Genomic DNA, 26,225 nt, shown 5'->3' with positions numbered 1-26,225 from the left:
TCAGGACTCCTTTTGAGGCAGGGATGGGGTGGACAGACGGCTGTCGAGCAGGGCGGCCAGCGCGCCGGGAGTGGGCCGGGTGAGCACCTCCCGGACCGACACCGTCACCTGGAATGCGCGCCGGACCCAGGCGGTGAGCTGGGTCGCTATCAACGAGTCACCGCCCAGATCGAAGAAGTTGTCGGAGGGGCCGACTCCGGTGACGCCGAGGATCTCGGCGAAGGCCTTGCAGACCGCGTGCTCGCGCTCGGTCAGTTGCCGCAAGCCGTGCGGCCTCTCGTCGTCCCGTGGTGGCTCCGGGGGCCGGATCGGCTCGGCTTCGGCCGGAGCGGCCTGCGCGCTCTCGGGCGCTTCCACCCGGTAGCGCTGGCCCTGGAACGGGTAGGTCGGCAGAGAGACGCGGCGGCGCCGCTCACCTTCGTGCAACCCGGCCCAGTGGAGCGGCACTCCCGCCGCCCAGAGCCGCCCGGCCGCCGTGAGCGCGACGGAGAGATCCGAGACGGACTCGGCGGCGTGGGAGAGCGTCGGCACCGTCAGCGTGCTCCCGATGCCTGGGTGCTGGCGGGCCAGCGTGATCAAGGTACGGCCGGGGCCAACCTCGACGAGCCCCTGTCCGGGGCGCCTGAGCACCGTGGTCAGCGCATCCGCGAACCGCACGGGCTGGCGCAGGTGCGCCGTCCAGTAGCTGGGGCGGGTCACCTCCTCGCCGGTGACCCAGGTGCCTGTCGTCTCTGAGACCCAGGGAATCGACGGAGCCTGCAGGCGCAGCTCGGACACCCGCCTCTCGAACTCAGCCAGGATCGGCTCGACCAGCGTCGAGTGCGCGCCGGCGGGGATGTGCAGCCGCCGCGCGTCGACGCCGCGTGCGCTCAGCGCGGCGGCCAGCGCATCGATCCGGGCGGCCGGGCCGGAGATCACGCACTGGGCGGCGGCGTTGATGGCCGCCACGGAGAGCTCATCCCCAAGCAGCCCGCGGACCTCCTGCTCGGGCAGTGGCACGGCGAGCATGGCGCCCTCGGAGAGGGTGTCCAGCAACTGGCCACGCGCCACGACCAGGCGCACCGCGTCAGGCAGGGAGAACACCCCGGCGGTACAAGCCGCCGCGTATGCGCCCAGGCTGTGTCCCAGCACCGCATCAGGCCGCACGCCCCACGCTGTCCACAGGCGGGCCAGGGCGTACTCCACGACGAAGATGCTCACCTGGCCCACCGTCATCGAGTTCAGGCGCTGCGCCGCGCGCCCGGGATCGCCGGCCGGGTACAGCACGCTCCGCAGGTCGAGCCCGAGCGGGGCCCGGGCCAGCTCGGCGCACTCGTCGACGGCCGCGGCGAACGCGGGCTCGTGCCGGTACAGCTCCTCCGCCATCCCGATGTGCTGACCGCCCTGGCCGGGAAACAGGAACACCACCTGGGGGCGCCGCTCCTCCGCCGCGTCGCCGGCCAGTCCTGTGGAGATCGCCTCGGCCAGCCTCGCGGCCGCGTCCGGGGCCCGCTCCGCGACCACGAACCGCCGGTGCCGCTGCTCCTTGCGGCCGGTCTGCAACGTCCACGCGGCGTCGGCCAGCGCCATGCTGGGATTGCGGTTCAGCTGCTCGAGCAACCGGCCGCTCGCTGCATCCAACGCGCTGCGCGTCTTGGCGGACAGGACCAGCAGCTGGCACGGGCGTCCAGGGCCGGTGGGCGGCATGGCGGGCGCCTCCTCCAGCACGGCGTGCGCGTTCGTGCCTCCAATGCCCAGCGAGCTGACCCCGGCCCGGCGCGGCGTTCCCGTGGCCTCCCACGGGGTCCGGCGCACAGGGACCACGAAGGGGCTCGCGGCCAGATCGATCTGCGGGTTCGGCGCGGTGAAGTGCAGGCTGGGCGGCACCTCCCGGTGCTGCAGGGCGAGCACCGTCTTGATGAACCCGGCGACGCCCGCCGCCGCGTCGGTGTGGCCGATGTTGGTCTTGACGGAGCCGATCCGGCAGAACCCCCGGCGATCGGTTCCATGCCGGAAAGCCTGGGTCAGCGCGGCGAGCTCGATCGGGTCTCCGAGCGGGGTCCCCGTCCCGTGCGCCTCGATGTAGCTGATCGTCTCGGGGGCGGCCTCGGCGATGAGCTGCGCCGCCCGGATGACGCGCGCCTGCCCCTCGATGCTTGGCGCGGTGTATCCGATCTTGTCGAAGCCATCATTGTTCACGGCGGAGCCGCGCAGGACGGCGCGGATCGTGTCGCCGTCGGCCAGCGCGTCGGCGAGCCGGCGCAGCACCACCACCCCGGCCCCATCACCGCCGACCGTGCCGTTCGCCGCGGCGTCGAAGGCCCGGCAATGCCCATCCAGCGAGAGGATCCCTCCCTCGGTGTATTCCCCGGGGTCCGCCGGCACGTGGACGGTCACTCCCCCAGCCAGGGCCATGTCGCAGTCGCCCGTCAGCAGCGCCTGGGCGGCCAGGTGGATGGCCACCAGCGAGGTGGAGCAGCCGGTCTGCACCGTGATCGCCGGGCCAGTCAGCCCCAGTTTGTACGCCACCCGGGTGGTGAGGAAGTCCATCCCGGTGGCGAGCCGGATCTGGAACTCGGACGTCCCCCCGAGCCGGTGCCGCTGGGCCATCAGCGCGCGCGCGTAGCGGGTCTCGCTGCTCCCTGCGTACACGCCGATCGCGCCCGGGTACCGGGACGGATCATACCCGGCGTCCTCCAGCCCGGCCCACGCGCACTCGAGGAAGACGCGGTGCTGCGGGTCGAGCAGCAGGGCCTCGCGGGGCGAGTAGCCGAAGAAGGCCGCGTCGAACCGGTCCGCGTTCTCGATCACGCCGCAGGCGGCCTGGTACCCGTTGGAGTCCGGGCTCCCCAGCGCGGAGATGGACTCCACCCCGGCGGCCAGCTTCTCCCAGAACTCCTCGGGGCTGGCCGCGCCAGGAAACCGGCAGGCCATCCCCACGACGGCGAGCCACGGGCTGTCGGCGCTGACGTCTACCTCCTGCTCCTGTTCGGTCCTCGCGTTCACTTGTGTGTCCGAGGAAGGCTGTCGCGGCGGCGGGCCAGCCGGCTCCGGGCGTCGGTGCGCCGGGCGGCCAGCTCAGCCCCTCGGTCTGGCGAGGGCGTGTTGGCGCCCGCCTCCAGGCGCCGGGCGAGCGCGTGGATCGTGGGGAAGTGGAAGAGCTCGAGCAGCGGCAGCTCCCGCTGCAGCTCGCTGATCAGCCGGTGATGGACCTGGCCGAGCTGAAGCGAGTGGCCGCCCAGATCAAAGAAGTTGTCGTGCACGCCCACCTGCTCGAGGCCCAGCACCTGGCGCCAGATGGCGGCCAGCTGGCGCTCCAGCGCGGTATCGGGCGCGCCGTCCCCGGTGATCGGTGCGGGGGCCGGGGGTTCCGGCAAGGCTCGCTCGTCGATCTTACCGTTGCGAGTCAGCGGCAGCTCCGGCAGCCAGGCGTACCGGCTGGGCACCATGTAGGCGGGCAACGTCGAGACCAGGTGCTCTCGCAGCTGCGCCGGGGTGGGCTGCACCGCCCCTTGCGCCGCCACGAGATAGGCCACCAGCTGCGGACCCGGGGACCCGGCGAGGGGCCGCGCGGTGACGTGCGCGTCCGCGACCGCCGGGTGAGCGCGCAATGCCGCGACGACCTCGCCCGGCTCGATCCGGAACCCGCGCACCTTGAGCTGCGCGTCGGTACGGCCGAGGAACTCGAGGGTGCCGTCCGGGAGGTGCCGCACCAGGTCGCCGGTACGGTACAAGCGGGCGCCGGGGGTGAACGGGTCCGGGACGAACCGCTGGGCGGTGAGGCCGGGCTGCCCCAGGTACCCGCGGGCCAACCCGGCGCCCCCGAGGTGCAGCTCGCCGGGCACGCCGGCCGGCACCGGCCGCAGCTCCGTGTCCAGCACGTACGCCGTGGTCGCGGGGATGGGGCGGCCGATGTCCGGCGGCCCGGCCTGGCTGTCCGCGGGCGCCACGGGACCGGAGGTGACCATGACGGTGCTCTCGGTGGGCCCGTAGGTGTTGATGAGCGGGAAGGGCAGCTCCGCGGGGGGCCGGAGGTGCAGCCGGTCGCCGCCGGTCAGCATGACCCGGAGGGCGGTGTCGTCCGGCCACGGCAAGGTGAGCACCGCCTCGGCGAGCGGTGTCGGCAGATCGCTGAGGGTGATCCGCTGCTCCAGCATCCATTCCTGCAGGCGGCGCGGGGATAGCCGGACGTCGGGCTCGGGGACGTGCAGCGCCGCTCCCGCGGCGAGCGCTGGCCAGATCTCGCCGATCGAGGCGTCGAAGCCAGGGGAGGCCACCAGGGTGATCCGATCCGCCGGGGTGAGCTGGAAATCCGCCCGGTGCCAGCGGACCATGTTCGACAGCGCCCCGTGGTGGATGAGCACACCCTTGGGCTGCCCGGTCGATCCGGAGGTGTAGATGACGTAGGCCAGCTCGTGCGCGCCCACGGGGGAAGGCGGGTCGGCCGGTGGAGGCCCCGCGGGCAGGTCCTCGAGCCGCACCACCTGGCTGGCCGCGGGGACCTTTCCTGCGTACGGCCCCGTGCTCACCACCACGTCCGCCCGCGCGTCGGCACATATGTATGCCAGCCGGTCATCCGGGTTCTCCGGATCCAGCGGGAGGAACGCCGCCCCGGCGCGGAGGATCCCGAGCTGGGCCACGATCAGGTCAGCGCCCCGCGGCAAGCAGATCCCGACAATGCGCTCGGCTCCGGCGCCCCGCGCCCGCAGCCAGCTGGCCAGCCAGTTGGCGCGCCGGTCCAGCTCCGCATAGCTGAGCTGCCCGGACGCGGTGACCACCGCGGGGGCCTCCGGGCGGGCCTGCGCGTGCGCGGCGACCGCCAGATGCACCGGCGGCCCGGCGTCCGCGGCGGGCTCCGGGTTGAAGGTGCGGAGGATCCGCTCCTGCTCACGCTCGGTGAGCAGCCGCAGCTCCCCCAGCGCGGCGTCCGGGCGGCTGACGGCATCCTCCAGCAGCCGCAGGTACGCATCGGCCATCTGGCGCATGGTCTCTGGCTCGAACAGATCGGCGTTGTACTCCCACAGCAGCAGGATGCGGTCGTCGGTGTGCCCGGCGTCGCCCATCTGGCTCTCCGCGCGCGGGATCACCACCACGTCGAGATCCATCTTGGCCGAGCCGTTGCCGCGCTCGAACACCGTCCCGGTCGCGCGCCCCAGCTCCAGCTGGGGCAGCGGCGAGTCATTGGCGCTGAAGAGGATCTGGATCAGCGGGTTGCCGGAGATGTCGCGGTGGGGGTTGAGCTCGCGGACGAGGAACGGGAACGGCAGCTCCTGGTTCTTGGAGGCCCCCAGGATCTTCTCGCGGGCCTGCTGGGCCAGGTGCCGGAAGGTCTGCCCATCCTCCACCTGCAGCCGCAGCACTACGGGGTTCACCAGCATGCCAATGAGATCCTGGACCTGGTGGGACTGGCGATTGGCGTAGGCCGAGCCGATGCACACGTCATGCACGCCGGTGTAGCGCCGCAGCAAGAGCGTGAAGGCGGCGTACATCGCGGTGTACAGCGTGACTCGCTCGCTGCGGCAGAAGGCCCGCAGCGCGGCGGGGAGGGTGGGCGGCAGCTCGATGCGCAGCGTCTCTCCGCGGTAGGTCTGCACCGCTGGCCGGGGCCGATCCTGCGGCAGCGCGGGGGCCGCCGGCAGCTGGGCCAGCTGCTGGCGCCAGTACTCCAACTGGGCCCGCATGACCGGCGAGTCCATCACCTCGCGCTGCCAGCGGGCGAAGTCCCGGTATTGCACGGAGAGTTCAGGCAGCGGCGAGTCCCGGCCTTCCGAGAAGGCGCGGTACAGCTCTCGCAGCTCCCGCATGAGCAGGGCGAACGACCAGCCGTCGTGGACCAGGTGATGTTCCACGAGGACCAGCTCGTACTCCTCTGGGGCGAGCCGGATGGCCGTCCAGCGCAGCAGCGGCAGCCGCGCCAGATCGAAGGGCTCGTGCAGCTCCTCCTGGACCAGCTCCTCGGCGCGCGCGGCCCGCTCGGTGGCGGGGAGGTGGGTCAGATCGATCCGGCGGACCCGGACCGGGCCGGCCGGCTGGACGCGCTGCCGCGGCTCGCCGTCCTGCTCATGATAGGTGGTCCGCAGGATCTCGTGCCGGCGGCCCATCTCCGTCACCACGCGATCGAGCACGTCCAGGTCGAGCTGTCCGAGCACGCGGAGGGTCGTCTGCGCGTGGTAGGCGATGCTGTCCGGAGCCAGCTTGGTCAGGAACCACATCTGAAGCTGCTGGTACGACAGCGGAGCGCTGTCCTCACCGGGGTGCGGCGTGATGGCGGGCAGCGTCGGCCGAGAGCCATCGTCCTGGGCGAGCCGCGCCGCCAGCACCGCGAGGTTCGGGTGCTCGAAGACCTCCGGTACGCTGATCTCGATGCCGAGCTCGGCCCGGATCCGGGCGGCGATGCGTGCCACCGTCAGCGAGTGGCCGCCCAGATCGAACAGATCATCGTCGCGGCCCACCCGCGCAAGGCCGAGCACCTCTTGCCAGATCGCGGCCAGCCGCTCCTCCAGCGCACCGGCCGGGGCCACGTACGGCACGGAGGACTGCAAGGCCCGTGGAGGTGGCAGGGCCCGTGGGTCGACCTTGCCATTGGGACCCAGGGGCAACGCGTCGAGGACCACGTACGCCTGGGGCACCATGTAGGAGGGGATCCGCTCGCTCAGGTGGGCGCGAAGCATGGCGCCGCTGGGGACGCTCCGGGAGTCGCTGGGCACCACGTAGCCGATGAGCCGGACGGCCCCCTGCGCGTCGCGATCGGTGCAGACATGGGCCTGCGCGACCAGGGGGTGGCTGGTCAGCGCGGCCTCGACCTCCACAGGCTCGATTCGGTGGCCGCGCAGCTTGATCTGGCCGTCGAGCCGGCCGAGGAACTCCAAGGCCCCATCCGCGCGGAGCCGGGCCTGGTCGCCGGTGCGGTAGAGCCGGGCCCCGGGCTTGCTCGGGTCGGGATGCGGGACGAACCGGTCCGCGGTCTGCGCCGGCAGCCCCAGGTACCCCCGGGCCAGGCACTCTCCGCCCAGGTACAACTCTCCGGGGCTCCCCGCGGGGACTGGCGCCAGATCGGCATCCAGGAGGTGGACGGTGCAACCGGCCAGCGGACGGCCAATCGGCAGCGTCTCGGCGCTGCCGGGCAGGGTCGCCTCGAACGTCTCGGTGGTGACCGTCACGGTCGCCTCGGTCAGCCCGTACGCGTTGATCACGGGAACCGCCGAATGGCGGCGCCAGCGCACCAGCGTCTCCTGGTAGGCCGGCTCACTGCCAACGACGAGCAGCCGCAGGGACTTGGGCACGGCGGCGCTCCCTGCGTCCAGGTCGCGCGTCCACTGGGCCCAGTACGAGGTGGGCAGGTTGACCACGGTCACGCCCTGCTCGTCGAGGAAGCGGCTGAACTCTTCGGAGGGCATCGTCGGATCGGGGATGACGATGACTTCAGCCCCCGCGCACAGCGTCGGGTACAGCTCCTCGGCAAGCACATCGAAGGCCGGGTTGGCGAACTGCAGCACCCGATCGCCGGCGTGCAGCCGGTACCGCTCCTGGATGGCGCGGGCATGGTTGGCCAGCGATCGGTGGGAGACCGCCACCGGCTTGGGCCGGCCGGTCGAGCCCGAGGTGAAGATGACGTAGGCCAGGTTGTCCAGCCGGGCTGGCGCGGGTGGGGCCCCCGCGCTCTGGGGGCGCGCGGTGACCGTGGTCACATCGAGCACGGCATGCTCGCCCGCCGGCAGCCGCCTGGCGTGCGCGGCGTCGGTCAGCACGAGGCGGACGTTGGCATCGCGCAGCAGCCCCGCGATCCGTGCCGCGGGCGCGGTGATGTCGATCGGCAGGTAGGCCGCGCCCGCCTGGAGTGTCCCCAGGAGCGCTGAGGCCAGGTGCGCGCCTCGGGGCAGGAACACTCCGACCACGGTCTCAAGACCCATCCCGCACGCCGCCAGCTCACTGGCTACGGCCTCGGCACGCCCCCGGAGCTCCTCATAGGTCCACGACTGGGACCCAGACCGAATGCACCGTGCTTCCGGTGTGGTCTCTACACTTCTATTAAAGAGAGAAGCGACAGAGCCGTCAACCAGGGAATGCCCGTTAGCACCAGGAAACATTCGATTCCACCGTTGTCAGATGTTTGCGGATTATCATATAAAACAGGTTGTGCATGATAATCAACTAGATCATAACGGGGGCTTTTTCCCGGCGAGAAACAAGGGTTTGGGCCGCAAGGGGGGGGCATTTCGCGTCTCCCGAGGGCTTGTGGTGACAGCCCTCCTCATGGCCAGCGCGCCGGTGTTCGCCGCGATCGAGGGCCCTGGAATCAACCAGTTCCTTCAGGCTGAGCGCACCCCCGCACCGGTCCAACTGGATGGCCTGCTGGACGAGCCGGGCTGGCAGGCCGCCCCGCTGTTCGACTCCTTCGTCCAGCTCTTCCCGGATGAAGGCGCGGCGCCCACCGAGCGCACGGAGCTACGGTTCCTCTACGACGATCAGAACCTCTACGTCGGCGTCATCTGCCACGACTCGCAGCCGGAGCTGATCGCCCGCCCCCTGGGGCGCCGCGACAAGCCGCCGCCCAACTCGGACTTCGTGCTGGTGGGGATCGACTCGGCGCATGATCACCTCACCGCCTTCGCCTTCCAGGTCACCGCGGGCGGCGTGCTGCTGGACACGTTGTTCTACGCGGACAACAAGTACACCGACGAGTGGGATGCCGTGTGGGATGCCGCGGTGGCGGAGCGGGCGGATGGCTGGTCCTTGGAGATGCTCATCCCGCTCAGCGTCCTGCGCTTCCCCGCCGCTCCGGTGCAGACCTGGGGCATCAGCGTGCAGCGCCACATCAGCCGCAAGCATGAGGACGTGCTCACGGTCTTCATCCCTCGGGAAGCGCAGGGGGTGGTCTCGCGGTTCGGCCACCTCACGGGCCTGAAGGCCTTGCAGCCTCGGAGGAATGCCGAGCTGACGGCCTACGCCGCCGCCCGCGTGGTGAGCCGGCCGCGGTTCTCGGACGCGGCTCGGCCCTGGCCGCGCCTGTGGAATCCCTCCGGGGATGTGGGGGTGGATCTCAAGGCGGGGATCAACAGCGGGCTCCAGCTCAACGCCACCCTCAACCCGGACTTCGGCCAGGTGGAGGCCGATGAGATCATCGCCAACCTCACGAACGCCGAGCCGTTCTTCCCGGAGAAGCGGCCCTTCTTCACGCAGGGGATGGACCTGTTCCAGCCCGTGGGCGCGCAGAACGGCCGCTCACCGCAGATGCTCTTCTACTCGCGGCGGATCGGGCTGGGCACGCCCATCCTCGGGGCCGCGAAGCTGACGGGACAGGTGGTGGATGGCGTCGACGTTGGCCTCTTGAACGCGCTCGTCACGGGGGCCTCCTCCCCGGCGGCCAATGAGGACTCCCCGGACCGCCGGCTCTCCTTCCACCTGCCGCGTCCGCTGCACGTGGGACTCGATCGCGAGCTGCCCGCGCTCGCGCCGGCGGCGGAGAACTACTTCGTGGCGGCGGCGCGCAAGCGGGTGTCCGGGATGTCCACCGTGGGCGCTCGCTTCACCTCCGCGCTCCCGCTCTCTGGCCCGTGCACGGACGAGGAGGCGGTGCTGGGGGACGGCGCCCGGCCCACCCGCTGCGACGCGCGCGGCGGCAACGCGGGCGCGGTGGAGTGGGACTTCGGATCGGCGGATCGCGTCTGGGCCTTCCTCGGCCAGCTGTCGGCGTCCCAGGTGCTGGGCGGCCCGCCCGAGCGCACGCTGCGCGACGGCACCGTGCTCCGCCGCGGAGACATTGGGGCGGGGGGGTACCTGTACGCAGGCAAGCCGGGCGGAGAGCCGTTCCGCTTCGACTTCAGCTACGAGTACTCGATGCCCAGGCTGGACCTCAACGCCGCCGGCTTCCAGCAGGACCAGAACCTCCAGGGCGCCCGGCTCAGCCTCAAGTACGTGCGCCCGAACGGAGTGGGGCCCTGGCACAGCTTCACCACGGGGCTGAACCTCAACGCGAGCCTCTCGACGGACGGGCGGTGGACGCAGCGAGGCCGCGGCGCCTCCTACTTCGCGGAAGGGTTGCTGCGCTCCTTTGACTCCGTGGGGCTCAGCCTCGGGGTGGATGATCCGCAGTTTGATCTGCGCGAGCTTGACGGCGCGGGGGTGCCCTTCCAGCGAACCCACGCCTGGAACCTGACGGCCTATGGGGGGACGGATCCCAAGCGGGCGGTGGCCGTGAGCGGCTCCCTCTCCCTGAGGCGGCACTCGGCGCTCTCGGGGGCGCGCCTGGGCTACGGCGGCGCGCTGGACTTCACCCTGCGCCCGCAGGCGAGGCTGGAGACCCTGCTGGCGCTCAGCCTGGACTTCACGCCGCACGGCCCGCGGTGGGTGGAGGACTCAGGCACGCGGTCGCCCATCTTTGGGGATCTGGACGCGTACGTCCTCTCGCTCACCCTGCGCCAACTGCTGGTGCTCACTCCCAAGCTGACGCTCCAGGCGTACGCGCAGTTCTTCAGCGCATTCGGGCGGTATGGGCCCTTCTGGGCGCCCCCGGCAATGGAGGAAGCCGGGGCCCCTATTCGCCTGAGCGCGCTGATCCCCACATCCTATGAGGCAGGTGACCCGAGCTTTCGCACCTCCGCGCTCAACCTCAACGTGGTGCTGCGCTGGGAGTACAGCCTGGGCTCTGCGCTCTTCCTCGTCTACACACGCGAGCAGACCGAGCTGCCCACGCTGAATGGCGAGCGCGCACGGATGACGCTCCTGCCGCAGCGGCTGCTGCAGGGGCGTGCCACCGATGGGCTCCTGGTGAAGTGGTCCTACTGGTGGGGCTGATCCGCAGCGTGCATCGTCCGGGTGATGGGCGAGCTTCTCATGAGCTGGCCTATTCGGGCCCGCGCTCGGCCTGGAGGCTCGCACGCGCCAGATCGCACTCCTCGCAGCCCGCGGACGGAGGGCAGAGGAAGACGAGCGGGTCTGCCGCGAGGTGCTCCACCGCGATGGCCACGACGTCCCGAGCGTTGCACAGCCGCGCGGTGGCGCTCCCCACCGGACCCATTCGCTGAAGGCCGCGCGCACGCAGCCAGTCGTCCGCGAGGTTGAAGCGCGTGCAGCAGTGGTCCGTCTCCGCGATCATCACCGTGCTCGCAACCCCGTCGGCCTTGACCACGCACGGATGGGAGACGGAGTACGGCACCCGCGCGATCGACTCGGCGAGGTGCAGCGTGGTGTCCTCGCTATGGGTCACCCCGAGCAGCAGCACCTGACCGTCGCGCTCGTACACGCGGCCCACCGGGCTGTCGAGACCATGAGGCGGCGAGAGCGGCTGGGGGCGGCAGAGCTCTTCGGCCAGGGGCCCTTCGGCGGCGAACGAGCCGCCCGGATGGGTGCTCCGCACGACACCGGGCTGCCGCCAGAAGAGCTCGGCGGTGATCCCCATGCTGACGGTCGGCGTGGACCTGGGATCGAACACCGTCTCGCCGTCCGTCATGGTGGGCATCACCAGCGTGCCTCGAGGGCCAACCGCGGCTCTCAGCGCGGCGATCAGCCCCAAGGGGCCTCCCTCGACGGGGCGAACAGCCTTGAACGACGTGTGGACGAGCAGAACCCCGCCCTGGCGGACTCCGAGCGCTCGCAGCTGCTCCACCAACCGCGCGGGGGTCGTCATCCCAGGAGGCACTAGGCGTTGCCGCGGGAGGGAGAGCCCCGGCGGCGGCGAGCTCCCAGCAGGAGCACCAGCGCCCCGAGCAGCGGCGCCGAGGTGGTGGCGCTGCAGCCAGACTTGTTGGAGGGTGGGGGCTCCGTGTCTCCCGGCGTTCCCGCATCCGGGAGGTGACTGTCCTCGCACTCCGGCGTTGGTTGCCCCCGCGGGTAGAGCGTGCACAGCCCCTGGAGCGTGCCAGGATCGATGACGCGCTTCTGGGTATCGCCCCAGGGCAGGGCGAGCGACATGGTGGAGTCCGTGCGCTGTACCAGCGCGAGCCCCAGCGTCTCGCCGATGGACCGCGTCACGAGACTCTGGACATCTCCGGCGACACAGCCGGGGGCGACGACCCCCCGCGCACAGGGGGGGCCGTCCGCCGTGGTGAGCGTGCCGAGACTGGCATTGAGCTCGATGTTGGCATCGGCAATCGCGCCGTTGGTCTCCAGGTAGGTCACCGTGGCAAAGACGACGTCCGAGGAGGCGCGCGCCCAACAGTCGTACTTGTCGCCACAGGAGTCATCGTTCCAGCAGGCATCTTCTGGGGGAACGACGTCCCTGCACTGCGCCTTGCGGAAGGTCACCAGGGTCTTCTCGTCGTGGAGGAGTGGCGTCCCATTGGGCACGTCCGCGGCCTGTTGGAACACGAGGTCCGAGCAGGTACTCGCCGCCTGTTGCCAGGTGTTGAACGCGGCCGTGATCGCGGCCCGCTCCTGGGCGGTCGGGTGGTCCGCGGAGGTGGCCAGGGAATAGGTGAAGGTCCTGGAGCTCCGGCAGAGGACGTGCCCGTCCGGCTGATGCGTGCGTGCGCGCTCGTACGCTTGGGCGTGGGCGCTGGAGACGCCGAAGAACAGGACGAAGAGGCTCAGGAGGATGGGGCTGTGCGGGGACATGGCCTGCGCACTCTAGGCGATGGTTCCCCGTGAGGCATTCCGGGCCCTGGAAACACGAACGCCGCGCGAGCCCCCGAAGGGACCCTGCGCGGCGCCGGTCTGCTCGAAGCTGCTGCGGACTACCGGCCCGGGGGCGCGAGGATGAACGAGCCCGAGATGTTCGCCGAGTAGGCGTCGTAGTTGATCTGCTGGTCGTTCGGGCGCGGGTGGTTGTTCGAGCCGATCAGCGTCACCTTGCCGTTGACGTTGCTGGCCACGATCTCGGTGTGGGACTCGCCGTGGGCGCCGTTGCAGATCCACACGTCGCCGGGCTTGGCGTCCTTCAGGCTCACTTGGTGCCAGCCCTGCCCACGCAGCTTGTTGTTCAGGTCCGACACGCCCAGGGTGCGGAAGTTGATCGCGCCGGTCTTGTTCAGCATCGAGGTCACGAAGTTGGCGCAGGACTCGTTGGTCGGGCAGCGCTGGGTGACGCCGTGGGCCTGCAGGTCGCTCTCGTAGCGGCCCAGGTACGACTTGGCCAGATCCACCGCCGCGCCGGTCTTGCCGCTGCCGGCCGCGCTCGTGCCGCCGGTGCCCGTGGTCGAGCCGCTACCGCCGGTGCCCGTGGTCGAGCCGCTGCCGCTGCCGCTGCCGGGCTTGCCGGGCTTGCCAGGCTCGAACGTGTCGCTCTTGCCGGGGATGTTGATCTTCTGCCCCACCAGGATGAGGTTGGGGTTCTTGATCTGCTTGTTGGCCGACTCCAGCTTCGACAGGGAGACGTGGTAGCGGGCCGCGATGCCGGAAAGGGTGTCGCCGCGCTTGACGGAGTAGCTCATGGGGGGCAGCCTCGAAGTTTGAGAGAGTAAGGAGTACGAACACATTGTCTCCTCCACGCGGCGGAAGTTGCGGCCAGCAGGGGCCTGAACGCACCGGGGCCAGAAACCGCTGAGATTTCAGCAGCTTCCGGCCCCGATGGGATGCCCTGGCAGGGCCCCTCTAATGATTCTCTAATTCAGAGAAATCCTGGAAGTTGATCGCTAGAACCGGCCGCCCAGCGTGAGCGAGCCGTCCAGGAGTCCCCCCTCATCGCGCGTCAGCGGCGAGAAGTTCTCGTCCAGCAGCAGCCGGTACGTGGCGCGCAGGCCCGCGGTTACAGCGCCCTTGTTGAACTCGATGCCGGCGGCCAGCGGCACCTCCTCCATCATGTCCGAGTTGTACGTCCCCAGGGCCCCGCGCGCCGACACGTACGAGGCGCCCAGGCCCGCCCCCACGAAGGGCTTCACCACCTCGAGGAAGGGCGGAGCCAGCTTGATCAGGCCCGTGGCGCCGTTGCGCGTCAGCGAGGCATCCGGCAGCACCCCGTTGTCGATGGTATTGCGCGAGCCGTCGTAGCCCAGCTCGAAGCCGAGGATATGCGTGGGTTGCAGGTTGAGCGTCAGGCCCCACGACGGGCCCGCGTTGACGTCCCGGCCCACGTCGCCGGTGAAGTCACTCACGCCGCCACTGGCGAACACCTTCACGCCTCCTCGCTGATGGTCGTCCATGGCCAGTGCCGTGCCTGCAACCCCCAGCCCCAGCACCACCGCCAGCACTCGAAGTCCATTGCGCTTCATCCCAGCCTCCTTGAGTCAGTTGGTGAGTGTGCGCTCAACCTGCTCACTCGGTCTGGGGTTCGCGCCCGCCCAAGCAGGGCGCCGAGCGCTTGCCTGAACCCATGTTCAGGAAGGGAAATGTCATTCTGCGGGTTGGCCTTTGCTAGTCAGACCATTCAGGTAATGTCATGCCTGTTCAGAGGTATAATCCCGGGGTCGGGCGGTCCTACCCGGGAGAGGAGCCTTCGGTGCGGTGGGTGTTACCCGAGACGGTTGATCAACAGGCGGCCTCCCTCGCGGGGGAGTTGGGCCTGCATCCGCTGCCTGCTCGCATCCTCCTGCACCGCGGCTACAGCACTCCCGAAGCCGCCCACGCCTTCCTCTCGGACAAACTCGCGGATCTGCCCGATCCCTTCCGCATGAAGGGCATGGCTGCCGCCACCGAGCGTCTCACCCGCGCCCTGCGCCTGGGCGAGAAGATGACCCTGTACGGCGACTACGATGTGGACGGGGTGTGCTCCACCGCGTTGATGACCCTCTTCCTTCGGGAGTTGGGCGCCCGCCCCGGAACCTACATCCCTCACAGGTTGGGCGAGGGCTACGGCCTCAACATCCAGGCCATCGAGAAGCTCGCCGCCGAGGGCACCAAGGTGCTGGTCACCTTGGACTGCGGAATCACGGCCACCGCCGAGATTTCCCGCGCCCGGGACTTGGGCGTGGACGTGGTGATCGTGGACCACCACACCGTACCTGCCACGTTGCCTCCGGCGGTGGCCGTGCTCAACCCGCACCAGCCGGGCTGCGAGTACCCCACCAAGACGCTGTGTGCGGCGGGCGTGGCCTTCAACCTCTGCATGGGCCTGCGCAAGCGCCTGCGCGACGATGGCTTCTTCGCCACTCGCAAGGAGCCCAACCTCCGCGCCCTCATGGATCTGGTGGCCATGGCCACCGTGGCGGATGTGGTGCCCCTCACCGGCGCCAACCGCATCCTCGTGGCCCATGGGGTCCAGGAGCTCACCGCCGCTCGCCGCCCGGGTATCCGGGCGCTCAAGGAAGCGGCGGGCATGGAGGCGGCTGCTCCCATCACGGCCGGGCAGATTGGCTTCCGCCTGGGGCCGCGCGTGAACGCCGCGGGCCGTCTGCATGACGCGTCGCTCGGGCTTCAGATGCTGACCTCCGAGTCGCTCGAGGAGGCGCGGAGCCTGGCCCAGCTCCTGGATCGCGCCAACGCCGAGCGCCAGGGCATCGAGAGCACCATCCTCACCGAGGCGCTCAAGCAGGCCGAGACTCGCAAGGACGCGCGGGGCTTCGTGCTCTATGCGGAGGGCTGGCACCCGGGAGTGATCGGCATTGTCGCCTCGCGCGTGGTGGAGCGCTTCCACCGGCCCACGGTGATGGTGGGCGTGAATGATGGGGTGGGGAAGGGCTCGGCGCGCAGCATCGAGGCCTTCCACCTGTTCGATGCGCTCAGTGGGTGCTCGGACATGCTGGCGCGCTTCGGCGGGCACAAGTACGCCGCCGGGCTCACCATCGAGGCCGGCAAGCTGCCCGCCTTCCGCGAGGCCTTCGAGCGCATCGCCGCCCAGCGCCTCACGCCCGAGGACATGATCCCCCGCTGCAAGGTGGATGCGGTGGTGACGCCTCGGGACTTGGACGAGAGCGCCGTGGAGGCCTTGCAGAAGCTGGGGCCCTTCGGCCAGGGCAACCCGGAGCCGGTGCTGGTGCTGCGCCGGCAGATGGCTCGCCCGCGCGTGGTGACGCCGAAGACGGGCTATGGCTCGGCTCACCTCAAGCTCGCCCTGGTGGACGCTCCCCAGGTGGATGCCATCGGCTTCGGCATGGCGGACCGGCTCACCTTGGTGGAAGGCCCCGTGGATCTGGCCTTCCAGGTGGGCGTGGACACCTTCCGCGGCCAGCGCCGCGTGTCCCTGCGGCTCAAGGATCTGCGCACCGCGGCCTGAGGGGTGGCCTCAGCGCGTGAGGTAGAGCTGGTCCCTGATCAGAAGAGCTCGGCGAGCTTGCTCAGCTCCACGTTGGCTCCGCAGAGGAGGACTCCGACCCGCTCGCCCGGCTGGGGCCGGTAGGCCTTCGAGAGCAGCGCTGCGAGCGCCGCCGCCCCCCCGGGCTCGGAGGCGATGCGCCAGTCTCGCCAGAGCGTGCGCTGGGCTTCGCGGATGGCGGCATCGGTGACCAGCGCGACATGGTCCACGGCGGCCCGGGCGATGGAGAGGACGAGCTCTCCGGTGTTGCGCGCGCCGAGCGAGTCCGCCGCGACGGACTCCACCGTCACGTCCACCGGGCGCCCTGCCTCCAATGATGCGTGCAAGGCCCGCGAGCCTTCGGGCTCGACTCCGACGATCTTGACGCCGCGCCCGGCCCACCAGCTCGCGATGCCGGCGATCAGCCCGCCTCCGCCCACGGCCACGAGCACCGTGTCGAGCCCGGGGCCATCCTCCTCCCACTCGAGCGCCACGGTGCCCTGGCCCTGGATGGTGGGCCCCGAGTCATAGGCGTGGATGGACAGCGCGCCCGTCTGGGTGACGTGCGCGTTGCAGGCGCTGAGCGCGTCGGCGTAGCGCTGGCCGCCGATGACGACCTCGGCGCCCAGCCGGCGGATGATCTCCACCTTCGCGGGGCTGGAGATCTCCGGCACGAAGATGCGGGCCGGGATGCCGAGCTGTCTCGCGGCATAGGCGACCGCCGCGCCGTGATTGCCTCCCGAGGCCGCGGCGACGCCCGCCTGGGGCACCGGCTGCGTCAGCAGGGTATTGAAGGCCCCTCGGGGCTTGAACGTGCCCGCGTGCTGGAGGAACTCGAGCTTCAGGCTCACCGGGCCGTCATGCCCGAAGGCTCCAGGCGGCAGCGTCCAGACGGGCGTGCGGCGGATGTGAGGGCGGATGCGCTCGTGGGCGGCGCGGATGTCATCGCGGGAGATCGGAAGAGTCACGGCTCGCTCGGAGGGAGAGCCGCCTGTCTATCTCTTGCGGCGGAGCTGGCAAAGTCCTGTGCGATGGGCTCGGGAAGACCGGGCCGGGCAGGCCCGGCGTGTCCTGGGAACGTGGATGCAACCGCGGGGGATGGATCGCAATCGCCCCGGCCCCTGTAGGATCAGCTCTCGCACTGAGGGTACCTGGAGCTTCCAGGGAGCCCTGGCCACTATCGCCAGAGAGGACTTCACGACTTCATGAGCATGCCAGACGCTTCCTTTGTCCGCCCCGTGAGACTGCACACGATCCAGGGGGGCGGTGGACTGGAATTGTGCGTAGCCGAGGCTGGCAATCCCCAAGGCCCCGCGCTGCTCTTCGTCCACGGCTTCTGTCAGTCCCACCAGGCGTGGCAGAAACAGCTACAGGGGCCGCTGGCCGAGGACTTCCACCTGGTGGCGCTGGATCTGCGCGGGCATGGGCGCTCCGCCAAGCCCGAGGACGGGTACGCCGAGGGCCGGCTGTGGGCCGATGATCTGCACGCCGTGATCACCACGCTGGGGCTGAAGCGCCCCTTGATCGTGGGCTGGTCCTACGGGGGCGTGGTCGTCACCGACTACCTGCGCCACTACGGCCAGGAGAACGTGGCCGGGGTGCACTTCGTGAGCGCGCTCACCCGGCTGGGCAAGCCCGAGTTCTTCGCGGACTTCGGGCCGGACTTCCTGCGGATCATCCCGGGCCTGCTCTCACCGGAGCCGGAGGAGACGCAGCAGGCGCAGGAGGCCTTCGTGGCCCTGCTCTTCCGCCAGCCCCCGGCTCCCGCGCTGAGGGCCGAGGTGCTGGGCTACAACAAGGCCGTGCCGCTCCACGTGCGTGGGGGCGTCGGCCTGCGCGTGGAGGAGGGCGATGACGTGCTGAGCGCCCTGAAGGCCCCCGTGCTCGTCTCGCATGGGCTCGCGGACCGGCTGGTGCTGCCCGAGAACAGCCGCCGCATCAGCTCGCTGGTGAAGCACGCGGAGCTGTCCTTCTACCCGGAGGCGGCGCACTCGCTCTTCTGGGAGGAGGCGCCGCGCTTTGATCAGGAGCTGGCTCGCTTCGCGGCCCGGTGCCGGTAGCCGCTCAGGAGATGCCCCAGCGCACGCGGCCGGGAGACAGCAGCGCGCCGGCCCGTGCCAGCTCGTTCAGCCGGAAGCGCTCCGCCTGCTTCTCGAAGGCGCTGCGGCACCGCTCCGAGCAGAAGAAGTACCGGCGCTTCTTGTACTCCGTCGACGGTTGCCCCTCCGGCTCCTCCAGGTGCCGGCCACACACCGGATCCAGATGACGGCCTTGGACTCCCTTCATCATGCTCGCCTCCCCGCCTTGGACAGTGGCCTCGTGAGGCGCATCCGTCCCAACCCACGCCCAAGCTAAGCACGCCGCATGCCAGAGGCTCGACGCACCCAGGTGCAGGAATCGCGGGGGATTTCGGGCAGGCAGGGAGGCGGGCGCGCCACCCCGAGGCGGAAAAAGTTTCCGCCTCGGTGCCAACTTCCAAGAAGACGTGAGCGGCCTCAGAAGGCCGTGCCGAGGCTGCCGCCCAGGAAGGTGTCGTCCAGATAACCGCGGCGGAAGCGCATCAGCTCCAAGCGGAAGGACAGGCACAGCTTCTCCGAGAGCCGGGGCCGGCCCCGGAAGCCCACGCCGTACTGGAGCAGCGGCTTCAAGCCCGTAATGGGCGTCACCTGGTCGCCAATGTTGAGCGAGGTGCTCTGGTAGGCGAAGCCGCCGCCGATCTGCCCGAAGAGGCCAAAGGTCTTCGCCTCGCCGAAGACGAACTCGTACGCCGGAGCGATGCTGAGGTAGTGGACGCGGAAGTGATCGTTGATGAGCTGCGTGCCATCGCTGGCGCCCGCGGTCATCCAGCGCACGTCCGCCCAGAGCGTCTCGCGCAGCGGCTCCTTGTCGAGGATGCGGCCGTACTCCCAGGTGAAGCGCACGCCGGCGCTGAACGTCGGATCGGCGAACCGGCCGCGCGAGCTGTCCAGCAGCATGGTGCCCAGGACGAGCTCGCCGGCGAAGCCCTTGTTGGGATCGTCCGAGTTGGCCAGGTGCTCGAAGTCGCCCTCGGCCTCGGACTGATCCTTCATCCGATCATAGTCCGCGGTGGGATCCTCGCTGCGGCGGGGCAGCTTCCGGGGCGCGTCCTCCTGCGTGTCGTCATCCGGGTAGGCAATGGGCGCGTCGTCCTGAGCCTGGGCGAGCGCGGGAGCGGCGAAGGCGAGCGCCCCGAGCAGCAGGGGCAGAAGGCGGGGATGCAAGGTGTGAGTCCTCATTGCTCGGGGAGCCGGGGGCAGGTGGTGCCGCCCTGCGCGGCGGCGGGGCAGGGCAGGCCAGGGCCCACCAGCTGGGCGGCGGGGACCTGGAGGTGATCGATGATCTCGTTGCACACCGCCGTCTTCAGCGGCTTGTCGGTGATGTGGTTGATGATCACCGAGGACACGGAGACGAGGTTGAAGTTCGTCTGATCATTCTGGCTGAGGGTGATGAGCTGCTTGAGGCCCGGGTTGTTGGCCGTCTCGTCCGAGTAGGAGGCGACGATGGCGCGCAGCAGCACGTCCCGCTGCCCGGTGCCCTCGCCCGCCTGGTAGAGGGCGCTGGCCAGGATGGAGCCCAGCTTGTACTCCAGCCCCTGCCCGGAGAACTGGGCCAGGGGGGCGTTGTTGAGCTGATCGCGCAGGAAGATGTCCATGCACCGGTCCGTCTTCGACAGATCGCGATCGTTGCTCAGCTTGTCGTCGAAGGAGGTGCGCAGGAAGCGCGGATCGCACCCGGTGGCGGTGTGGCAGGTGACGCCGTAGCCGTGCAGATCCGCCAGCCCCTCGTCCAGGGCCTTGATCAGGTTGGCGCCGGGGCTGGCGCTCCCGCTGCCCCACACGACGATCGGGAAGGGCAGCCGGCTCCCGTCGTACACCTTCTTGTTGAAGACCCGGTGCGAGTACTCGTGGGACATGATGCCGGAGTTGATGGCCAGCGGCGCCTTCTGCAGCTCATTGAACGGCACCACCATGAAGGACTGGGTGGGCGCGAAGAACAGCGCGTTGTCCTGGAGGGGCTCGGGGCTGGTGTCCTTCAGCACGAACTCGGGGAAGTAGTAGACGGTGGCCGGGCCGCCGAAGTCCGTGCTGGGGATGTTGCCCACCGTGTTGAAGTACGTGTAGGCCTGCTCGAAGTTGTAGTAGGCGGTGACGATGTTCCAGGTGTGGAAGTCCGCCGGCCACAGCACCCCATCCTTCTCGATGTAGCTGGCGGTGACGGGGCGGCCCGCGGACTTGATCATCGCGTTGGCGACCTGCTCCTCCGTGGTGGCCGCCAGCAGCTCCGGATCCTGCGAGTCCGAGACGATGCGGGCCCCGCCAATGATCTTCGCGACCGAGCCCTCCATGCGGAACGGATCGTCCAGGGTGGTGAGCGTCACCTCTTGCGTCACGAAGCTCCCGTTGCCGGAGAGCACCAGGGCCCGGATCTTCACCGGGTTTTGTGTCGGCGGCTCGCACGAGGCCAGCAGGACGAGCGCGGCGATAAGGACTGTTCGATGCATGACCCGGGGTTTTACTACGTCCGCCGGGACATTCAGAAGGTGTACTCCGCCCCAAGCGTGGCGAGCCCGGTGTAGACGGGGGAGGTGGCCTCGGGCACGTCCGCCTGCACGGCCACTGCGGCCCACATCCGGAGCGGCTCGCCCAGGCGCACCGTCCACCGGGTGCCCAGCACGTGGCCGTGGCCCTGGCCCGGCACGTAGCGGGTGAAGAGGTAGGAGAGCTGCCCTCGCACCTTGGCGCTGAAGCGGTAGGTGACCGAGGGCTTCACGTCGAACTGGGCCGGGGCGCTGGGCAGGCCCGAGGTGGCGTTCACGTCCGTCAGCCGGGTGGCCACCGTGGTGCCGAGCTGCTGGTACAGCCGCTTCAGGAAGGCGCTCTGCAGCCCGCGATCCTCGGCCACCCGGGTATAGCGCTCGGTCAGCGTCTGCTGCTCCTCCTCGGTGAACTGGCCGGCGCTCAGGGGATCCTCGCTGTAGAGGTAGAGCCCGCCTCGCAGGCCCAGCTCCCAGTCTCCCCCCAGCGTCAGCCGGGCTCCCAGTGAGGGCCGCAGCACTCCGAGTCGCTCCTGCTGGCGGAAGATGATGGTGGGCTCGGTGTCGGCGGTGTGGGTGACGAGCGCGCGCTTCAAGGGGTAGCGGGTGAGGCCCAGGCCCACGTCGAAGCCGTACTCCACCTCCGACAGCCCGCCCGAGTCATAACCCGCCGAGAGGACGAGCCCCTGGCTGCTGGAGGAGGTGTGCGCGGACAAGGCGGGCAGCTCGAGCCGGGGCCGCTCCTGGGCCAGCAGGGTGCGAGTCGTATTGGGCAGGCCCACCTGCACGGAGCCCGAGAGGAGCCAGTGCTCGTTGAGGGCCTGATCCAAGCCCACGGAGAGCTGGTGGGTGGTGGCGGTGCCGGACTGGGGGCGCAGGCCGCTGTAGCCGAAGGTGAGGAACGTCTCGTTCTCTCGCAGCTCCGCATCTCCCAGCAGCGTCAGGAGGCGGGAGTCCTGGCTGGCGCTCAGCTCGGTGGTCAGGGTGGCGGCCGGTGCGGACACGGCGCCCAGCGCCACGAGCAGGCAGAGCCCCCAGGGCGGGAGCGGACAGCCACCTCTCCGGATTCCTTGACGCATCGTTTCCACGCTCCGTAATGTGCCGCCCCTTCTTCTCGAAACGCTCAACAGCGCAGGCGGTGTCATGGCGGTCCCGTTCATTACCGAGGTCAAGCGTACCCACAGCTGTGGCCAACTCACCCAGCAGAATGTCGGCCAGGAGGTGGTCCTCTTTGGCTGGGTGCAGAACCGGCGCGACCACGGCGGCGCGGTCTTCATCGACTTGAGGGATCGCGAGGGGCTCACCCAGGTCGTCTTCGAGCCGGATGCCAAGGAAGCCCACGAGCTGGCCGGGCACCTGCGGCTGGAGTACTGCATCGGCATCCGGGGCAAGGTTGTCTCTCGCGGCAAGAACGTGAACGCGAAGATGAAGACGGGCGAGATCGAGGTGAAGGCGGACGCGCTCACCATCTTCAACCGCTCCGAGCCCACGCCGTTCCTCATCGAGGATAACATCGAGACGAGCGAGGAGAAGCGCCTGGCGTACCGCTACCTGGACCTGCGCCGCCGGCCGCTGCAGCAGTCGCTGATCACCCGCTCGCGGATGAACTCCATCACCCGCTCGCACATGGTGCAGAACGGGTTTCTGGAGCTGGAGACGCCGTTCATGGGCAAGTACACGCCCGGCGGCGCGCGCAACTTCCTGGTGCCCAGCCGCCTCAACCCGGGCAAGTTCTACGCCCTGGCCGAGAGCCCGCAGCTCTACAAGCAGCTGTTCATGGTGGCGGGCTTCGAGCGCTACTTCCAGATCGTCAAGTGCTTCCGGGACGAGGATCTGCGCCTGGACCGGCAGCCGGAGTTCACCCAGATCGACGTGGAGATGAGCTTCGTCACCCAGGACGACGTCTTCACCATCATCGAGGGGCTGATCAAGCGGCTGTGGAAGGAGATCCTCGACATCGACGTGCCCACGCCGTTCATGCGGATGAACTTCGATGAGTCCATGGCCAAGTACGGCAACGACAAGCCGGACCTGCGCTTCGGGCTGGAGCACACGGTGCTGACGGACCTCATCCGCGAGCACGGCGAGGGCGGCGGCGTGCCGCTCATGTACGAGGCGGTGCAGCACAAGGGCCTCGTCAAGGCGATGGTGATCCCGGCGGAGAAGGCGCTCAGCCGCGCCGAGTCCGACAAGCTGGAGGAGTTCGCCAAGCAGGCGGGCGCCCGGGGCCTTGCGCGCGCCAAGGTGGGCGAGGGCGGTGAGTGGACGCAGTCCCCGCTGGCGAAAACCATCAGCCCCGCGCTGCGGCAGGCCATCAACCAGGCGGTGGGCGCGAAGACGGGCGATCTGATCCTCTTCCAGTTCGGCCGCGAGTCGCTGGTGCACACGGTGATGGCGAACCTGCGCGTGCACGTGGCCAAGAAGCTGGGCCTGATCCCCGAGTACGGCAGCGGCGGCCAGTGGAAGTTCCTGTGGGTGGTGAACCCGCCGCTGTTCGAGTACGACGAGGACAGCAAGACGTGGGTGGCGGCGCACCACGCCTTCACCCGGCCGCACGACGAGGACGTGCAGTACCTGCAGACGGATCCGGGCCGCGTGAAGTGCCACCGCTACGACGTGGTGCTCAACGGCTTCGAGATCGGCGGCGGCTCCATCCGCCTGCATGATCCGAAGGTCCAGGCCGAGGTGTTCCGCGCGCTGGGCATCAGCGACGAGGAGGCTCGGACGAAGTTCGGCTTCCTGCTGGACGCGCTCAAGTTCGGCGCGCCGCCGCACGGTGGCATCGCCCTGGGCATGGACCGGCTGGCGTTCCTGCTCACCGGCGCCGAGTCCCTGCGCGATGTGATCCCCTTCCCGAAGACGAAGACGGGCACGGATCAGATGACGGGCGCACCGGGCGAGGTGGACGAGCGGCAGCTCAAGGAGATCCACGTCCGCGCCGTGCTGCCTCAGGCGCCGCAGAAGTAAGCCTCTGTACGAGGCCCCGCGGTGCCAGCGCTCTTCCGACTCGGGGGCTGCTGGCACCGCCTCGACGATCCGGCGCCCAGGGATGAGAGAGGAGGATCCCCATCAGCGGGCCCCCGCGATAGGCTCCTCACGTGGCCAACGACGAACAGAAGAGTCCCGAGGCGAAGGAAGCCGAGCGCAAGGCGGTCGACGAGCAGGGGGGCGAGACCCCGCTCGAGATAGATCAGTTGCTGAAGGATGCGAGCGTCCTCAGCAAGGAGTTTGATCCGGCAGCGCCTGATCCCACCCTTGAGCTCTACGAGCAGCATGAGGCCCGGTTGCAGGAAGAGGCCGCGATCCTCGAAGAGGCGTGCGCCATCGTCCTGCCCGAGATCAAGCTCGTGGCCAAGCCCATCCGCGCGGCCTTCACCGAATCGGAGCCGAGCGAGAACCAGGCCGAGCTCGAGTCGCTCAGCGGCTCGCTTCCCGCGCGCTACCGGCAGACCGATTGGCTCGACCTGCCTGCGTTCCAGTTGGATGGGGCGACCAACTACCTGGGCGCCTTCACCGATGCCCAGGATGGGGACTCGGGGGTGTTCACCAGCAAGGGCTCCTACCTGCTGGTGGATGGGCGCCTCGTCGAGGTGCATGGCCTGGGCACGTGGCGGGTGATGGGCAATGATCTCCGGAACACCCGGCACACCATCGTCTCCACACGCGAGGTGACCTCGAAGGAGGTGGTGAGCGATGCCAGCATGACGGATCTGTTCATGAAGCTCCGCCGCTCCTTGCACCTGGGCTTGGAGGCGCTCGAGGGACAGCACGTTCCGGATCTGGCCGAGCGCCGCACGCGCCTCGATGAGATCGTCGTGCAGTACATCGCCATCGTGAGGGGGCTGGCCGAAGGGCTGCGCCGCGTCGGAGACAGCCCGGCCTGACCGCGGAGTCTGGCCAAACCTGTCTGACAGTCGGACAGGTTCGTGCGAAGCGGGCTCAGACGATGGTGGCCAGGGGCGCCGGTCCGCCCGCGAGCGTGTCTCGCAGGCGCTGGAGCCCCTTGCCGAGCAGGGCCTGGGTTCGAGGCGCCCCCAGGCAGACGCGCACCGCTCCGGGCGCCACGGCGGGGCCCACCGCGAACACCTCGGACGGCGTGACGGAGACTCCGTGCCGCCGGGCCTGGGCGCTGAAGGCCTCGCTTCGCCAGGGCGCCGGCAGCTCCATCCACAGGTGGTAGGTGGGGCCGTGCGCTCCTCGGAGCGCCGCCTCCCCGAGCACCTCGCGCGCCAGGGCCAGCCGCGCTTGCGCCTCCTGGCGCCGGCGGGACACGAGCGCGTCTCCGGTGCCGTCGTGGATCCACCGCGCGCAGATCTCCGCCGTCAGCGGTGGAGTCATTCGCGTGGCCAGGCCCGCGCTCTGCGCGAGCTGCTCCGCGCCTCGCCGAGGCGCCGCCAGGTAGCCGATGCGCAGCCCGGGCGCGAGCAGCTTGGAGACGCCCGCGATGAAGTAGCTGGACTCGGGCACGAGCGAGCTCAGCGGTGGGGGACGGTCCTCCAGCAGCAGCCCGTACGCGTCATCCTCCAGGAGCGTGAGCCCCTGCGCGCGCACGATGGCGGCGATGCGCTCGCGCCGCTCGGGCGGCATCACCGAGCCGGTGGGGTTCTGCAGGTTGGGCAGGCAGTAGAGGAGCTTCGCGCCGCCGCGGCAGGCCGCCTCCAGCGCCTCGGGGACCAGCCCTTGCGCGTCCATGGCCACGCCTTGGAGCCGCAGGTGGTGCTGGCTGGCGAGCACCTTCATGCCTGGGTAGGTGAGGGACTCGGTGAGCACGGTGTCGCCGGGGCGCGTGAGGGCCTGGAGCGCCACCTCCATCGCGTGCTGCCCGCCCGAGCACACCACCACCTGATCCGGCTGCACCGTGTGCCCGAACCGGGAGATCCACGCCGCCCCCGCCTCGCGGTGGGACAGCAACCCCGCGTGGGGCTGGTACGCGAGCATCTCCGAGAGCTCCGCCGAGCGCTGGAGCGCCTCCAGTGTCCCTCGCAGCGCCTGGGTGGCGGGATCTCCCTCGGGGGGCGCGGGCCAGTTGAGGCCCAGCTCGATCAGCGTGTCATCCGTGGGCTCGACAGCCAGGGAGGGCAGGTGGCGCGGCGCCTCGCGGTGGCGCACGTAGGTGCCTCGGCCCACCTCGCCTCCGATGAGCCCTCGGCGCTCGGCCTCGGCGTAGGCGCGAGTGACGGTGCCCACCGTCACTCCAACCCGCTCGGCCAGCTCGCGGTGCGTGGGCAGCCGAGTGCCCGGAGCCAACCGCCCCTCTTCAATGTCCACCGCCAGCGCATCCGCGATGGCTCGGTAGAGCGGTCCGTCCCGACCCTGGAGCTCCGGTGTCCAGTTTGTCATGGTGACAATTAATACAATTGACGCCGGATTGTCCGCAATTCATTTATTGTCACCGTCGAATCTTTGGATTGTGTGGAGACAATCTGGGCGGGGCGCCCGAGCCCTGCCTGAGCCTTGGAAGGAGCACGTCATGCAGGTCTCGATCGTCGATGCCTTTACCCGGACCCCTGGAGCCGGCAACCGCGCGGGGGTGGTGCTGGACGCCGCGGGCCTGGACACGGGGGCCATGCAGCGGATCGCCGCGGCGGT

The 26,225-nt window shown here is 69.9% G+C and carries 18 protein-coding genes; 6 read left to right on the top strand and 12 right to left on the bottom strand.

Annotated elements, in window-relative coordinates:
* Both ACJ8AT_RS35975 and ACJ8AT_RS35970 read right to left on the bottom strand, forming a co-directional pair.
* Nucleotides 1-2,985, bottom strand: a complete 2,985-nt coding sequence (locus ACJ8AT_RS35975; protein WP_407742491.1) for a type I polyketide synthase — start codon at nucleotides 2,983-2,985, stop codon at nucleotides 1-3.
* Nucleotides 2,982-8,066: an amino acid adenylation domain-containing protein gene (locus ACJ8AT_RS35970; protein WP_407742490.1), complete on the bottom strand. Its 5,085-nt coding sequence runs from the start codon at nucleotides 8,064-8,066 to the stop codon at nucleotides 2,982-2,984. The genes ACJ8AT_RS35975 and ACJ8AT_RS35970 overlap by 4 nt, the downstream gene beginning before the upstream one ends.
* Nucleotides 8,067-8,217: 151 nt before the next feature.
* Here ACJ8AT_RS35970 and ACJ8AT_RS35965 point away from each other — a divergent pair, with 151 nt between their 5' ends.
* Nucleotides 8,218-10,773 (top strand): DUF5916 domain-containing protein, encoded by a 2,556-nt coding sequence (locus ACJ8AT_RS35965; protein ID WP_407742489.1) that lies wholly within the window; start codon nucleotides 8,218-8,220, stop codon nucleotides 10,771-10,773.
* Between the two features lie 49 nt (nucleotides 10,774-10,822).
* Here ACJ8AT_RS35965 and ACJ8AT_RS35960 read toward each other — a convergent pair whose 3' ends face one another.
* The 4 genes from ACJ8AT_RS35960 to ACJ8AT_RS35945 all read right to left on the bottom strand — a co-directional run bounded on the left by ACJ8AT_RS35960 (nucleotide 10,823) and on the right by ACJ8AT_RS35945 (nucleotide 14,123).
* Nucleotides 10,823-11,605, bottom strand: a complete 783-nt coding sequence (locus tag ACJ8AT_RS35960; RefSeq protein WP_407742488.1) for an AAC(3) family N-acetyltransferase — start codon at nucleotides 11,603-11,605, stop codon at nucleotides 10,823-10,825.
* Nucleotides 11,606-11,616: 11 nt separating this feature from the next.
* Nucleotides 11,617-12,531, bottom strand: coding sequence for an MYXO-CTERM-anchored inactivated metalloprotease (locus ACJ8AT_RS35955; protein WP_407742487.1), 915 nt, complete (start codon nucleotides 12,529-12,531; stop codon nucleotides 11,617-11,619).
* A gap of 119 nt (nucleotides 12,532-12,650) precedes the next feature.
* Nucleotides 12,651-13,346 carry a LysM peptidoglycan-binding domain-containing protein gene (locus ACJ8AT_RS35950; RefSeq protein WP_407742486.1) on the bottom strand — a complete coding sequence of 232 codons (696 nt, stop codon included), beginning with the start codon at nucleotides 13,344-13,346 and terminating at the stop codon, nucleotides 12,651-12,653.
* A 201-nt stretch (nucleotides 13,347-13,547) separates the two neighbouring features.
* Nucleotides 13,548-14,123 carry an outer membrane beta-barrel protein gene (locus ACJ8AT_RS35945; protein WP_407742485.1) on the bottom strand — a complete coding sequence of 192 codons (576 nt, stop codon included), beginning with the start codon at nucleotides 14,121-14,123 and terminating at the stop codon, nucleotides 13,548-13,550.
* Between the two features lie 227 nt (nucleotides 14,124-14,350).
* Between ACJ8AT_RS35945 and recJ the strand changes: the two genes are divergently transcribed.
* A complete protein-coding gene (recJ, locus tag ACJ8AT_RS35940) occupies nucleotides 14,351-16,063 on the top strand; it encodes a single-stranded-DNA-specific exonuclease RecJ (protein ID WP_407742484.1) in 1,713 nt (570 codons plus the stop codon).
* A gap of 38 nt (nucleotides 16,064-16,101) precedes the next feature.
* Here recJ and ACJ8AT_RS35935 read toward each other — a convergent pair whose 3' ends face one another.
* A complete protein-coding gene (locus tag ACJ8AT_RS35935; protein ID WP_407742483.1) occupies nucleotides 16,102-17,049 on the bottom strand; it encodes a threonine/serine dehydratase in 948 nt (315 codons plus the stop codon).
* Nucleotides 17,050-17,319: 270 nt separating this feature from the next.
* Here ACJ8AT_RS35935 and ACJ8AT_RS35930 point away from each other — a divergent pair, with 270 nt between their 5' ends.
* The gene (locus ACJ8AT_RS35930; RefSeq protein ID WP_407742482.1) at nucleotides 17,320-18,141 is read left to right on the top strand and encodes an alpha/beta fold hydrolase; all 822 of its coding nucleotides are present in this window, start codon (nucleotides 17,320-17,322) and stop codon (nucleotides 18,139-18,141) included.
* Nucleotides 18,142-18,145: 4 nt separating this feature from the next.
* On the opposite strand, the gene ACJ8AT_RS35925 is transcribed toward ACJ8AT_RS35930, so the two are convergent.
* The 4 genes from ACJ8AT_RS35925 to ACJ8AT_RS35910 form a co-directional block, all read right to left on the bottom strand.
* Nucleotides 18,146-18,367, bottom strand: coding sequence for a YHS domain-containing protein (locus ACJ8AT_RS35925; protein WP_407742512.1), 222 nt, complete (start codon nucleotides 18,365-18,367; stop codon nucleotides 18,146-18,148).
* A gap of 209 nt (nucleotides 18,368-18,576) precedes the next feature.
* On the bottom strand, nucleotides 18,577-19,323 hold the full coding sequence (locus ACJ8AT_RS35920; RefSeq protein ID WP_407742481.1) for a hypothetical protein: 747 nt from the start codon (nucleotides 19,321-19,323) through the stop codon (nucleotides 18,577-18,579).
* Nucleotides 19,324-19,334: 11 nt separating this feature from the next.
* Nucleotides 19,335-20,603 carry a hypothetical protein gene (locus tag ACJ8AT_RS35915; RefSeq protein WP_407742480.1) on the bottom strand — a complete coding sequence of 423 codons (1,269 nt, stop codon included), beginning with the start codon at nucleotides 20,601-20,603 and terminating at the stop codon, nucleotides 19,335-19,337.
* Nucleotides 20,604-20,635: 32 nt separating this feature from the next.
* The gene (locus ACJ8AT_RS35910) at nucleotides 20,636-21,715 is read right to left on the bottom strand and encodes a hypothetical protein (protein ID WP_407742479.1); all 1,080 of its coding nucleotides are present in this window, start codon (nucleotides 21,713-21,715) and stop codon (nucleotides 20,636-20,638) included.
* A gap of 64 nt (nucleotides 21,716-21,779) precedes the next feature.
* On the opposite strand from ACJ8AT_RS35910, the gene aspS reads away from it, so the two are divergent.
* Nucleotides 21,780-23,603 carry an aspartate--tRNA ligase gene (gene aspS, locus ACJ8AT_RS35905; RefSeq protein WP_407742478.1) on the top strand — a complete coding sequence of 608 codons (1,824 nt, stop codon included), beginning with the start codon at nucleotides 21,780-21,782 and terminating at the stop codon, nucleotides 23,601-23,603.
* Between the two features lie 131 nt (nucleotides 23,604-23,734).
* The gene (locus ACJ8AT_RS35900) at nucleotides 23,735-24,520 is read left to right on the top strand and encodes a hypothetical protein (RefSeq protein WP_407742477.1); all 786 of its coding nucleotides are present in this window, start codon (nucleotides 23,735-23,737) and stop codon (nucleotides 24,518-24,520) included.
* Between the two features lie 55 nt (nucleotides 24,521-24,575).
* On the opposite strand, the gene ACJ8AT_RS35895 is transcribed toward ACJ8AT_RS35900, so the two are convergent.
* On the bottom strand, nucleotides 24,576-25,976 hold the full coding sequence (locus ACJ8AT_RS35895) for a PLP-dependent aminotransferase family protein (RefSeq protein WP_407742476.1): 1,401 nt from the start codon (nucleotides 25,974-25,976) through the stop codon (nucleotides 24,576-24,578).
* Between ACJ8AT_RS35895 and ACJ8AT_RS35890 the strand changes: the two genes are divergently transcribed.
* Nucleotides 25,975-26,225, top strand: a 251-nt coding sequence (locus ACJ8AT_RS35890) for a PhzF family phenazine biosynthesis protein (RefSeq protein WP_407742475.1), incomplete at its 3' end; no start/stop codon positions are given. The genes ACJ8AT_RS35895 and ACJ8AT_RS35890 overlap by 2 nt on opposite strands.

Source organism: Hyalangium sp. (assembly GCF_045802625.1).
Classification (GTDB): Bacteria; Myxococcota; Myxococcia; order Myxococcales; family Myxococcaceae; genus Hyalangium.
The sequence above is the reverse complement of the archived record's forward strand: the minus strand, read 5'-3'. Positions and strand labels throughout refer to the sequence as shown.